The 12,703-nt window shown below is 54.6% G+C and carries 8 protein-coding genes; 4 read left to right on the top strand and 4 right to left on the bottom strand.

Annotation, left to right across the window (positions count from 1 at the left end):
• Positions 1-35 precede the first annotated feature (35 nt).
• Positions 36-1,904, top strand: a complete 1,869-nt coding sequence (gene yidC / locus M3087_RS01080; protein ID WP_249093105.1) for a membrane protein insertase YidC — start codon at positions 36-38, stop codon at positions 1,902-1,904.
• A 98-nt stretch (positions 1,905-2,002) separates the two neighbouring features.
• Here the strand turns inward: yidC and M3087_RS01075 are convergent, their stop codons facing one another.
• Both M3087_RS01075 and mltG read right to left on the bottom strand, forming a co-directional pair.
• On the bottom strand, positions 2,003-3,835 hold the full coding sequence (locus tag M3087_RS01075) for a MutS family DNA mismatch repair protein (RefSeq protein WP_249093103.1): 1,833 nt from the start codon (positions 3,833-3,835) through the stop codon (positions 2,003-2,005).
• 22 nt (positions 3,836-3,857) lie between these two features.
• Positions 3,858-4,886 (bottom strand): endolytic transglycosylase MltG, encoded by a 1,029-nt coding sequence (gene mltG, locus M3087_RS01070; protein WP_022384229.1) that lies wholly within the window; start codon positions 4,884-4,886, stop codon positions 3,858-3,860.
• A gap of 195 nt (positions 4,887-5,081) precedes the next feature.
• Between mltG and M3087_RS01065 the strand changes: the two genes are divergently transcribed.
• Genes M3087_RS01065 through M3087_RS01055 form a run of 3 tightly spaced genes read left to right on the top strand, consistent with a single transcriptional unit; the run spans position 5,082 to position 7,606 of the window.
• A complete protein-coding gene (locus tag M3087_RS01065) occupies positions 5,082-6,659 on the top strand; it encodes a RecQ family ATP-dependent DNA helicase (protein ID WP_249093102.1) in 1,578 nt (525 codons plus the stop codon).
• 60 nt (positions 6,660-6,719) lie between these two features.
• Positions 6,720-7,019, top strand: a complete 300-nt coding sequence (locus M3087_RS01060; RefSeq protein ID WP_022384227.1) for a hypothetical protein — start codon at positions 6,720-6,722, stop codon at positions 7,017-7,019.
• A 5-nt stretch (positions 7,020-7,024) separates the two neighbouring features.
• Positions 7,025-7,606, top strand: a complete 582-nt coding sequence (locus tag M3087_RS01055) for a DNA-3-methyladenine glycosylase I (RefSeq protein ID WP_249093099.1) — start codon at positions 7,025-7,027, stop codon at positions 7,604-7,606.
• Here M3087_RS01055 and M3087_RS01050 read toward each other — a convergent pair.
• Both M3087_RS01050 and M3087_RS01045 read right to left on the bottom strand, forming a co-directional pair.
• Positions 7,584-11,642, bottom strand: a complete 4,059-nt coding sequence (locus M3087_RS01050; protein WP_262918840.1) for a hybrid sensor histidine kinase/response regulator transcription factor — start codon at positions 11,640-11,642, stop codon at positions 7,584-7,586. The two genes, M3087_RS01055 and M3087_RS01050, sit on opposite strands and share 23 nt — an antisense overlap.
• Positions 11,643-11,870: 228 nt before the next feature.
• Positions 11,871-12,701 (bottom strand): energy transducer TonB, encoded by an 831-nt coding sequence (locus tag M3087_RS01045; protein WP_249093098.1) that lies wholly within the window; start codon positions 12,699-12,701, stop codon positions 11,871-11,873.
• Positions 12,702-12,703: the final 2 nt, after the last annotated feature.

Raw genomic sequence — 12,703 nt, 5'->3', positions numbered from 1 at the left:
TCATCCATAATACATAAGAAGTTACATTACCAAGAATGGAAAAAAACACGCTTATCGGGTTCGTCTTGATTGGTGCCGTGTTGATTGGCTTCAGCTTTTTCAACCGCCCCAGCACTGAGGAACAGGCACAGATGCAGCACTACCAAGATTCCATCCAGGCACTTGTGGAGCAACATGAGGCCAAGCAGGCAGCACAGCAACAGCTGGCGATGCAGCAGGCCGCTGCGGAAGATTCCACCTCGCTTCTTTTCTATGCCCGTCAGGGACAAGAATCCGTAGTCACCTTGCAGAACAATCTGGTCGAACTGAAACTGAACACCAAAGGCGGACGGGTGCAGTCTGCCAAGTTGAAGGAGTACAACGGCCAGGACCATCAGCCGCTTGTCCTGTTTGACGGCGAGGATGCCGGACTGAGCTTCGCCTTCAATGGCAAGAACGAGAACATCCGGACCGATGAACTCTATTTTGTCCCCGAACAGGTGACGGACAGCAGTGTCGTGATGCGTTTGCCCATGAATGGTGGCGGACACCTGGACTTCCGCTATGTCCTGCATGCCGACAGCTACATGCTCGACTTCACGATGGAAGCGTCGGGCATGGAGCAGGCATTTGCCCCTTCGGTAAAGACCGTGGACATCCACTGGCACCAGCGTGCCCGTCAGCTGGAGAAAGGCTTCAGCTTTGAGAACCGCTACACCTCCTTGTCCTATAAAGTGAAGGGCGAGGGCAGTGACTACCTGAGCGAGACGAAGGAAGAGACTACCGAAGTAGGCGAGCCGATGGACTGGATTGCCTTCAAGAACCAGTTCTTCTCCTGCGTCTTCATTGCCGGACAGGACTTCAACAACACGACCCTGAAGTCTGTGCCGCAGGCAGAGGGCAGCGGCTACCTGAAGAACTACGATGCCACCACGACGACCTTCTTCGACCCGACCGGCAAGCAGCCCACCCGCATGCAGTTCTATTTCGGACCGAACCACTTCAAGACCTTGCAGGCAACCAACGACCTGGCTGTCGACGGCAAGGACCTGGAGATGGAAGACCTGGTTTACCTGGGCTGGCCGTTGTTCCGCTGGATTAACCGTTGGTTCACCATCAACCTCTTCGACTGGCTGTCCGGCTGGGGCTTGAGCATGGGTATGGTGCTTCTGCTGATGACCATCATCGTCAAGGCAATCGTCTATCCCGCCACGTACAAGTCCTACATGTCGTCCGCCAAGATGCGTGTGCTGAAGCCTTATGTGGACGAAATCAACAAGAAATATCCCAAGCCCGAGGATGCCATGAAGAAGCAGCAGGAGACGATGGCACTCTACAGCCGTTACGGAGTCAGCCCGATGGGTGGCTGTCTGCCTGCCCTGATTCAGATGCCGGTGTTCATCGCCCTCTTCAACTTCGTGCCGAACGCCATCGAGTTGCGTCAGCAGAGCTTCCTGTGGGCGCCGGACCTCTCGACGTATGACGATGTCATCAACTGGGGCGTGCACATTCCTTTGCTGGGCGACCACCTGAGTCTCTTCTGTCTGCTCTTCAGTGTGAGCAACATCATCAATACCTATATCATGATGAAGCAGCAGGACACGGGTGCCAATCCGCAGATGGCTGCCATGAAATGGATGATGTACCTGATGCCGGTGATGTTCATCTTCATCTTCAACAGCTATTCGTCCGGCTTGAACTACTACTACTTCATCTCCGGTCTGATCAGTATCATCATCATGATGGTGCTCCGCAAGACGACCGATGAAGCAGCCCTGCTCGCAAAGCTCGAAGCCCGTATGCTGGCGAACAAGAACAATCCGAAGAAACGCAGTGGCATGATGGAGAAACTCGCCGCTCTCCAGAAAGAACAGGAACGCATGATGCGTGAACGCGAGGAGCGTGAGCGCGGCAAGCGTCGCTGACAAGTCCTACCACTTCATCCCGAAAAAACTTCGCGGGAGTATGTCCTTCAGTGGAACATACTCCCGCGAACTGTATCTGCAGGTCCGGTCGGACCGCCTCACCCGGCTGTCTCTTCCTCCATGTAGATGCCCATCTTCTGCATCAGGAAGCATGCGTTCATGTTCTGTGCGACTCCCTCCTGCATGCGGTAGGAGAAGGTCAGTTCGTTGTTGCTGATGCTTGCCTCAAAGCGGTAGTTGCGTATGTCGTCGGGATAAAGCTCGGCAAGTGTCCCCAGCTGTAAATCGTGTGTGGCGATGATGCCGTTCGCCTGCAATCGGATGAACTGCTTGATGAGCGACAGCGAGCCCTTCTGCTTGTCCACCGAGTTGGTGCCTTTCAGAATCTCGTCCAGGATGATGAACAGCTCCTCTCCGGCATTGAGCCGGTCGATGATGCCCTTCAGCCGCTTCAGTTCGGCAAAGAAGTACGATTCGTTGTCGTTGAGCGAGTCGGTCGTGCGCAGGCTGGTCACCAGGTGTGCCGGATAGAACGTCATGCGTTCGGCACAGACCGATGCACCCATGCAGGCGAGCAGGTAGTTCACGCCGACGGTGCGCAGGTAGGTACTCTTGCCCGCCATGTTCGCTCCGGTGATGATGATGAAGTAGGGGCGCTTCTCCATGCGGATGTCGTTGCGTACGCAGCGGTCCCGGTGGATGAGCGGGTGCCCCATGCGTTCGGCAGACAGGGTAAACGGTGTTTCCGTCGGGACGGGGAACGTGTAGTCCGGGTGGTTGTAGGCAAAGGCAGCCAGGGAACAGAGCGCATCCATTTCACCGATGGCATCGAGCCAGACGGGCAGGCTTCCTGCATACTGCTCCTTCCAGCGTTCGATGCGCATCACCTGACGCACCTCCCAGAACAGGAAGCCGTTCAGGAGGATGTAGGCAAGGATGTTGTTGCGCTGATTCAGGGCGTTCATCTCTTTCGACAGCTGACGGATGGCTTCCGAGGCGGGAGTCTCGCCCGTTTGCAGCCGTCGGCAGCAGGTCGCCAGCACGGTGCTCTGCGGATGCAGTGCCTCCATGAGCTTCATCTGCCGGACGTAACTTCCCAGGATGGCGAGCTTGTCTTCATAGGACATCTGGAAGAGGGAGATGCGCTTCTGCAGGGCAATGCTGGTCACCACACTCAGGATGAACGAGCCGGTGAGCCAATGCCACGAGGTCCATCCCGCCATGCCCAGGATGAGGAACAGGGCGTTGAGTCCGGGGAAGAGGTAAGTGGCAAACGTCAGCAGTCGGCTGTGGCGGAACTCCGTGACCGACTCTGCCCAGTGCAGCAGGTTCTCACCGTCGGACAACTTGCCTTTATAGACCATACCGGTAGCCTGGAACTGTTGGCGGAAGTCAAGCAAAGGTGTCAGTTCGCGCACGGCATCCTGACGCAGCTCGATGTCTGCCTTGCGGTCGAGCGGACGGGCGAACCATCCGGCAAGCCGCTGCCGTCCGAAGTAGGTCGACGTACGGTTGATGTATTGGAACAGGGAACGGTCGCCAAACAGGTCCAGGTCGTAGGAGTAGGGGTGTGCCGGGTCCTGGAAGTCCTTCCCTCCGTCGAAGCAGTCGGTCCGGTAATCGAGGGCCGCCAGTTCGTTCGCGTTGATGTCAATCAGCTGCTGGGTATAGTCCTTGTCGTAGAACAGGCGGTCGTGTACCTTCATCAGGATGAGGAAAGGCACGAGGCAGACGACAATGACAGGAACGACCACGGTCCATCCTTCGTGTCGGAAATAGATGGCACCGGCAATGGCTGCCACAAAGAGCAGCAGGCGGATGGTCCCGATGCGGTAGATGCGTTGCTGGATGCGCGACAGGTGCTGTTCGTGATTCGCCTTGCGCTGTTGGTAGTCTGCAAGGACGGTCTGCAGGGTACGATGAGGTTCCATGGGTTCTTTCTCTGTTTGGGCGTTAATAGATTTTCCGTCGGTTCAGCTCTTGCTGGTAGCGGCGGGCGTTGTTCTGGTGCTCTGCCAGTGTGGCTGCAAAGTTGTGGCGTCCGGAGAAATCCTCTTTGGCACACATGTAGAGGTAGTCGTGGCGGGTGTAGTTGAGCACGCTTTCGATGCCTGCAATCGAAGGGATGCGGATGGGAGCCGGCGGCAGTCCCGGATACAGATAGGTATTGTAAGGTGAGTCCACAGCCAGGTGCTTGTGCAGGATGCGTTTCAGACTGAAATCGCCGCAGGCAAACTTTACGGTCGGGTCGGCCTGCAGCAGCATGCCGCGCTTCAGTCGGTTCATGTAGAGTCCTGCCACCATCGGCTTCTCGTCGTTCTTTGCAGTCTCTTCATCCACGATGGAAGCCAGGGTCATGACCTCTTCGGGAGTCAGTCCGATTGCCTCCGCTTTCTTCCGGCGCTCTTCGTTCCAGAACCGTTTGTGCTCTTTCTCCATGCGGGAGAAGAAGCCGTCGAGGTCCATGTCCCAGTACACCTGGTAAGTGTTGGGAATGAAGAGACAGGCAATCGTCTGTGTCGTGTAACCCAGTCGGGCACATACGGTCGAGTCGGCAAGAGCCGAAGCCACTGTGGCAGAGTCAAGCATGATGCGGTCCGCAACAGCAGCAGCCAGCTTGTCTGTGGTGCGTACACTCGGAATGATGAGGTTGACCGGCGTCTGTTGTCCGGTGGACAACCGTCGTATCAGTCCGAATACCGTATCTTCGGGCTTGACAGCGTAACGTCCGCTGCGGATGTGTCCGTCATAGCCGTAGAAGGATGCCAGCCAGCGGAAGCCGGTCAACGTCTTCGGGTTAGCCTTCTCTTCCAGTTGGTGACAGACATTTTCCAGGGTGTCACCCGGACGGATGTATAAGTAAGTCGTTTCGTTGAGCGAGAATGTCGGACTGAAGAACAGGTAATAGATGCTTCCTCCGGCGAGGAGAGCCACTGCCAGTGCAGCCAGCAGGCAGTTTCGTATCAGATGCTTGTGTTTCATTCGTTTGGGATTCTTTCAGTGGTTTTGATGCGGGTGGCAAAGTTATGTAAAAAGTTCGTTACGCGGGGGAGTCCGGTCCATAAAATCCGGTCCTTCCGTACAAAATTCCCTTGCAAATCTTTTGTCAGGCACGGTTTTATCGCTACTTTCACGGCAAGAAGCACATTGCTTCTTACGTTTCAAGTCTGTTGAATCATGAAAACACCACGCCAGTTATTGAAAGCCTGCTTCGGCTACGATAGTTTCAGGCCTGTACAGGAAGAAGTCATCAACCACGTCCTGCAGGGGAAAGATGCCCTTGTGCTGATGCCTACAGGCGGCGGAAAATCCCTTTGTTACCAGCTGCCGGCATTGATGCTGGAGGGAACGGCGATTGTCGTGTCCCCACTCATATCCCTGATGAAAGACCAGGTGGAAATACTGCAGGCGCACGGCATCCGGGCAGAGACCATCAACAGTGGAAACACCGAGGCGGAGAACAGGGCGGTCTGTGAGAAATGCCTGCGTGGCGAAGTGAAGCTGCTGTACATGTCCCCCGAACGCCTGATGACCGAGGTCCCCGAGATATCACGCTGGATCAGGATATCCCTGTTTGCCGTCGATGAGGCACATTGCATCTCGCACTGGGGATATGACTTCCGTCCGGAATATACCCTGCTGGGCTTTTTGCAGGAGGAGTATCCCGATGTGCCGATTCTGGCGTTGACGGCAACCGCGGACTCCGTGACGAGGCGGGACATTATCGAAGGACTCCATCTGCGCAACCCGGAACTGTTTGTCGGCTCTTTCGACCGTCCGAACCTCAGTCTGGACGTGAAGCGCGGCTATACTGCCAGGGAACGGCTTCAGGTGATTCTGAATGTCATCAGGCGGCATCCGCATGAGAGCGGAATCATCTATTGCCTGACGCGCAACATGACCGATAAGCTGGCGGAGGAGTTGCGCCGGAACGGGATACCGGCGGGTGTCTATCATGCCGGACTGTCGATGGAGGAGCGCCACCGGATGCAGGAGGACTTCGTTCATGACCGCATCGACGTCATGGTGGCGACTGTCGCCTTCGGAATGGGAATCGACAAGCAGAATGTGCGCTTTGTCATTCATTACAACCTGCCCAAGAGCATTGAGAACTATTACCAGGAAATCGGTCGCGGCGGACGCGACGGCTTGCCCACGGAGACCATCCTTTTCTACAACATGGACGATGTGATGACCCTGCGTGGCTTTGCGGCGTCAAGCGGTGAGAAGGAGATGAACCTGGAGAAGCTGAGGCAGATGCAGGAATATGCCGATGCCCGGGTGTGCCGCAGGAGGATTCTGCTCAACTACTTTGGTGAAACGAGAACCTGTGATTGTGGGAACTGTGACGTCTGCATTGCACCACCCAAACGCTTTGACGGGACGGTACTCGTGCAGAAGGCGCTGTCTGCCATTATGCGGACGAAGGAACAAATCAGGCTTACGCTGACGATTGACATCCTGCACGGCAACTGCACCGAAGAAGTCCGTAGCCGGAACTTGCAGTATCTGAAAACCTTCGGGGTCGGACGTGACATCTCTTGCCATGACTGGAGAAACTATCTGATGCAGATGATGCAGATGGGACTGATCAGAAGGGATTATGAGGAAGAACGGCATCTGAAGGTGACGGAGCCGGGGAAGGAGATTCTGTATGGTCGCCGGAGGATTGAGCTGTCCGTCATCGAGCACGAAGATGCCCGTGTACAACGTCTGAAGGACGCCGCCCGCATGAAGCGGACGGACAAATCATAGAGATTGGATGATTTCTGCTAATTTTGCCTCACCAAACAACGTAATTAAGACAGTAACACAATGATTAGAATTTATGGAATGAGCACCTGCCCGGACTGCATGTCCGTGGAGGAGCAGGTCAAAGGCGACAGCCGGTATGAAGTGATAGATATAGGTGAACACATAAGGAACCTGAAGGAGTTCATGCATCTGCGTGACCAGAGTCCGGTGTTTGATGAAGCCAAGCGGAGCGGAGCCGTGGGTATTCCCTGCTTTGTGCTGGAAGACGGAACAGTAACCCTGAACCCCGAAGACGCCGGATTGCATGCCCGTCCGGAGGAGGAAGGACCATCCTGTAGTTTGGACGGAAAAGGATGCTGAGGCGTATGGCAGAGCTTGACAAACCGCGGTGCAGCTGGTGTAACACGGCCAATCCTGCCTATGTCGCCTATCATGACCGGGAATGGGGAGTCCCGGTGCATGATGACGGCAGACTCTTTGAAATGCTGTTGCTGGAATCCTTTCAGGCGGGACTTTCCTGGGAATGTATCCTGAACAAGCGGGAAGCATTCCGTCGGGCATTCGACGGCTTCGATGCGGAACGGATTGCCGGATACGGCGAAGACAAGCTTCAGGCGTTGCAACAGGACAAGGGGATTGTCCGCAACCGACTGAAGATTCGTGCTGCCGTCACCAATGCCCGCGTGTTCAATGAGATTCGTCGGGAATACGGTTCGTTTGACCGGTATATCTGGGGCTTCACACAAGGGAACATCCTCCATGAGACCGGTCAGACCACTTCCGCCTTGTCCGATGCCGTCTCCAAGGACCTTTCCCGCCGGGGAATGAAGTTCGTAGGCAGCACCATCATCTACTCCTACCTGCAAGCCATCGGCATCATCAATTCCCATGAAGTCGGCTGCTGGCGGGCGGAATTCCCGTCCGCTACTTCTTCTTCAACCTTCTGATGAACTCCGAAGGGGTGCAGCCAAACTCCTCCTTGAAGCATTGGCGGAAGTAGTTCATGTTGTTGATTCCCACCTTGAAGGCGACCTCCGAGATGCTGTAACGTCCCTGCAACAGATATTCCTCAGCAGACTTCATCCGTATCTTGCGGATGTATTCGTTGGCAGACATCCCGGTGATCGCTTTCATTTTGCGGTAGAGCGTGGAGCTGCTCATGCAGAGTTGCTCGGAGAGGTAGTTGATGTCGAGCTTGTCGGATGCCAGACGGGATGTGATGAGCTCGTTGATTTTATCGATAAACTCCTTGTCCAGTCGGTTGAGAGACTCTTCGAGCACTTCCGGACGATTGTCCACTGTGGCGGTCTTGTCGCTAAAGTGTTGTGCCAGCTGACGGCGGATGCGCAGCAGGTTGTGGATGCGGCTTCGCAGCAGACTGGCGCTGCAGGGCTTGGTCAGGTAGGAATCCACTCCGACCGTGTAGCCTTCTTCTTTATCTTTGAGCGAGTCTTTGGCTGTCAGTGCGATGAGGGGGATGTGGCTGGTGCGGATATCCTGACGCAGATGCTTGCACAGCTCCATGCCGTCCATAAGCGGCATCATGATGTCGGTGACGATGATGTCGGGGGTGTAGGTGAAGGCTTTCTCCTTCCCTTCTTCTCCATTGGACGCTGTCAGGATGTCAAACTCATCAGACAGGGAGTCGGCGAGGTATTGCCGGATGTCCATGTTGTCTTCCACAATCAGCAGGATGGGCTTTGCCCCGTCCGCCATGCCTGCATAGACATCGGTCGCCGGAAGAGCATCGGGCATAACTTCCCGCGTCTCGGGAGCGTTGGCTTCCGCATGCAAGGCATCCGGATAGGTTGCATCTCTCTGCAGCCAGACGTGGAAAGTGCTTCCACGCATCGGTTCGCTCTCGACCGTGATTTCTCCCTCGTGCAGCGTCACGAGGTTCTTGACCAGTGCCAGCCCGATGCCTGTGCCGGAAGCCTGGTGCTGTCCGTTCTCCTGATAGTAACGTTCGAAGATGTGCGGCAGGGCTTCGGGGCTGATGCCATATCCCGTATCGCTCACCCACAGGTCGATGGAAGGCGTTCCCAGGTGTACCGTCTCTTTCACCCCGACCCGTACTTCTCCCTTCTCCGTATACTTCAAGGCATTCGATATGAGGTTGTCCAATACGATATTGACCACCTCTTTGTCATAGTATGCCTCCAGCGTATCCTTTCCGTCCGTGTCGATGACAAAGTCCACCGCATGCTTCAAGTGCAGCTCCTTGTACTTGATGCCGATTTCGTAGACCGTTTCCACCAGATTGCCTTTCTGCACGCACAGCCGTTTGTTCTGCGTCTCTGTTTTCCGGAACTCCAGGAGCTGGTTGATGATGTCGAGCAGACGCAGGGCACTTTGGTGAATCATTGTGATGCGTCTGGCATCTCCCGGCACCAGCGAATTGTTCTTCTGCAGGTCTTCCAGCGGACCGATGATGAGGGTCAGCGGTGTGCGCAGTTCGTGGGTGATGTTCGTGTAGAACCGCAGACGCTCGTTGTTCAGGTCCTGTTCGCGTGCACGGCTTTGTTTCTCGATGCGGTACATGGCTTTGGTGTGGAGCATCCTTTGCCAGGCATACGACAGGTAGGTGATCAGTCCCAGTCCCAACAGGATGTAGAGGATTTCCGCCCATTCGCTCAGGTAGAAGGGCGGTACGATGCGGATGTCCAGGGAGGTTACTCTGTCGCTCCATGCCTGGTTGCGGATACGTGTCTTCAGCTGCAACTGATAGCTGCCCGGTGTCAGGTTGCGGAATGTCAGGCTGTTGCTCCTCGGTACGGTGTACCACGTGTTGTCCAGCCCCTCCAGCCGGTAGGCATATTCCACATCGTTCTTCAGGGCGAAGTCGGGGATGGTGAACGTCACGTCGAACGTGTTCTCCCGGTACCCCAGCTCCACGTTCTGCCTGTTGCCGATGGTCAGTGTCCGGTCTTTCTGACGGCTGTTGAGCGAGCCGATGACCTTCAGACTTGTGATGACGGCTGAAGGAGCGACGCGGGGATTCAGCACTTCATCGGGGTGGAAGTAGCACAGTCCGTCGATGGAACCGAAGTAGAAGTTCCCTTTCGTGTCGGTTGCCACACTTCCGGGGTTGAAGCTGCCAAGCGGAAGATTGTCCGAAGCATCATAGTTGGAGCACCCTTGTCCGTCGGCATGCAGGCAACTGATGCCCTTGTTCGTGCTGAACCAGATGTTCCCCCGGCGGTCGCCCACAATGCCGCAGACAAAGGTGTTGGCGAGTCCTTCGTTTCTGCCATATACTTTATAAGTATCTCGTTTCCAACCTTGTGGGGGGGGGTAAGCAACCAGTCCGTCACCAGTCCCGACCCAGACTGTCCCGTGCGTATCCCTGAACAGACAGTTGACCGTGTTGGACGGGAAATGCGTGCTCATGTTGAAGGTCTTCAGCAGCTTGAAGTTCCGGTCGAGCACCATCAGTCCGTCGCCGAACGAGCCGACCCAGTAGTTCCCGTCTGCATCTTCCAGCAGGCAGCGCGTCAGCTTGTTTCCCGGTGTGTAATGCCCGACGGGTGCATGGCTGAGGCGGTCCAGCTCGTAGATGCCGGAGCTGGTGCAGAGCAGGATGTTTCCCCGTGCATTTTCGCTGATGTGGCGCACATCAACCCCTTGCAGTTCCGGGTGGGGCAGGATGGCAGGCCTGCCTTTCCGTTCCGGGTCCTGACAGGCGACGCCTCCGTAGTACAGTCCAAACCACAGTCCGCCCCGCTTGTCGCGGTATGCCGCCTGCACGAGATTGGCTTGCAGACCGAACACCTCGTGGCGTGTCCCTTTCCGGAAATGGTTGATGTCCCCGTCGTCGCTACCAATCCAGACTTCGTCATTGCTGTCGAGGACTACACAGGCGACGTTCCGCCGGGTCATGCTGTTTTGTGTATGTGCAGGGTTGTGGGTGTATTCATACTTGTGGAAGAGGGGAGGGTTCTTGCGGATGAAGTCCACACCGCCTCCGTAAGTCCCGACCCAGACGTTGCCGAAGCAGTCCTGGAACAGTCGGCGTACCCGTGAATGGGAGAGGTAGCTGCTGTTGTCGCCTGCCTCAATGAAGCGGATGGAGAAGTCGCCGGGAGAGCGGAAGCCCGAATAGGACAGGTCGAGAATGGCAATGCCCCCGAAGTCCAGGGCAATCCATATCCTGTTGTCGGAGGTCTGCCGGATGTCCAGCACCGGGTGGGACAGACGGCGGTCCTTGTCCGTCAGTCGGTAAAAACGTCGGGCGGACGCATCGAAGAGCATGACACCCCGTTCCGTCCCGACCCAGATGCGTCCCGCATTGTCCTGGTAGATGCAGTTCACTTCACTGCCTTCCAGACTGTGCGGGTTACCGGGCTGTGGCATGTAGTTCACTGCGGTCTTCTCTCGGATGGAGATGACGGAAAAACCGTGGCGGACATGTCCGGCATAGAGGTTGCCGTCACCGCCATCGAGTACCGTCCACAGCTGGTTGTCTGGCAGTCCCTCGACGGTAGAAGTGTTGTAGTGGGTGAAACGTCCGGTACGCTTGTCCAGATAGTCGATGCCCTGCCAATAGGTGGACAGCCAGATGTTGCCGTCGTGGGCGGCTGCCACATGGGTCACGTCGTCGGTTATCAGACTCTCCGGACGGGCATCGTCATGCTGGTAATAGGTGAAACGTCCCGTCTCGTAATTGTAGGCATTCAGTCCGTTGCGTTGCGTCGCAATCCACAGGACCGGTTCGTGAGGGTCATCGAGCAGGGAATTCAGCTCGTTGCCCGAGATGCTGTTGTCGTTGTTTTTGTAGTAATTCAGTACCTGAATGCCATCGAAGCGGTTCAGCCCTTCTTCCGTGGCGAACCACAGGAATCCCTGTTTGTCCTGTGTGATGCCCAGGACATAATTGTTAGACAGTCCTTCGGCAAGACCGATAGACTGTATGGAGTAGGGTTGCGCTCCCGTCAGGCAAACACACAACCACGAGACAAGAAACATGAAAACTCTTTTCACCATCAGCTTATCATTACCACGTGACACACCCGTATGAACCGTTTCCGGGGAAGCATATCCCCTTCCCGGTCATATTGTTTGTGGACAAAGATAGCCAAGATATTTTATACGACTTCATAACCGGGTGAAAAAGCACGAGCCATTTCATCCTTGACCTTAGCTCGATAAGGAAGAAATGACTCGTTGTAACTTTGCTTTCTGTTACTTCTGAATTGGATTCTCAGATTCGAGTTAATCGAATATGAAGGGTATCTTTATTGGAACGGTATATGTTACCCGTATATTTTTCCCATTTTTCTGTCCCGGTATCCAGCGAGGCATGCCATTGATAAGTTGTATTACTGCATTATCGCATTCAGGATTGAGACCACGGACTATTTTTGCATCGGAAATAGATCCGTCACAATCTATGATGAATGACACTATTACGCGTCCGTGTATTCCTTCGTCTTGTGCCTTTTTTGAATAGTTGAATTTCTCGGTGATGTATTTCATCAGTTCTGTCACTCCACCGGGAAAGGTTGGTATTCTTACGTTTGATTCAGAAAATATGAGTTCATCCTGAGTTTCAATCTTGTTTACAATCACAATCTTTTTAAAAGGGATACTTTCATATACTTCCTGTTCCGAGCCAAAACCCCTCACTTCTTTTATCTTCTCGACAATGCTTCTGATTTCTACTCCAAATACTTCAGGTAGCAAATCAAGAGATGACTCGTCATTCTCTCCTTGTTCATAGTAAATCTTTTCTTTGCAGACTAGTTTATCCACAATGGTAGAGTCCTTGTCAGGGGTGTATGCGGCAATATATTCTTGAGGATTGACATCTTTAAATTGATACGTTGTTATGTCTCCGGTCGATACGTTCCGGGTCTGTTTGGCAACCAATAACCCGTGTACATATTTTTCGGTGTCGACATAAGGGTTCCCATCTAATTTGTAATCCTTTTTCCAATTCCCATCGGGAAAACCGTTATCGTCAAATTGACCGGATATGGTCCAATCTTGATTTTGTGTCCTTTCGGTCTTCTTTACCGAACCTGTGATTCGGTTGTTCTTCATTT

It is taken from the genome of Mediterranea sp. ET5 (assembly GCF_023337025.1).
In the GTDB taxonomy this organism is placed as follows: Bacteria; Bacteroidota; Bacteroidia; order Bacteroidales; family Bacteroidaceae; genus Phocaeicola_A.
The sequence above is the reverse complement of the archived record's forward strand: the minus strand, read 5'-3'. Positions and strand labels throughout refer to the sequence as shown.

Coding starts and splice junctions, on each gene's coding strand:
- M3087_RS01065 (WP_249093102.1), top strand. CDS start 5,082: ATGAAAACACCACGCCAGTTATTGAAAGCCTGCTTCGGCTACGATAGT.
- M3087_RS01075 (WP_249093103.1), bottom strand. CDS start 3,835: ATGGAACCTCATCGTACCCTGCAGACCGTCCTTGCAGACTACCAACAG.
- mltG (WP_022384229.1), bottom strand. CDS start 4,886: ATGAAACACAAGCATCTGATACGAAACTGCCTGCTGGCTGCACTGGCA.
- M3087_RS01050 (WP_262918840.1), bottom strand. CDS start 11,642: ATGGTGAAAAGAGTTTTCATGTTTCTTGTCTCGTGGTTGTGTGTTTGC.
- M3087_RS01045 (WP_249093098.1), bottom strand. CDS start 12,701: ATGAAGAACAACCGAATCACAGGTTCGGTAAAGAAGACCGAAAGGACA.
- M3087_RS01055 (WP_249093099.1), top strand. CDS start 7,025: ATGGCAGAGCTTGACAAACCGCGGTGCAGCTGGTGTAACACGGCCAAT.
- yidC (WP_249093105.1), top strand. CDS start 36: ATGGAAAAAAACACGCTTATCGGGTTCGTCTTGATTGGTGCCGTGTTG.
- M3087_RS01060 (WP_022384227.1), top strand. CDS start 6,720: ATGATTAGAATTTATGGAATGAGCACCTGCCCGGACTGCATGTCCGTG.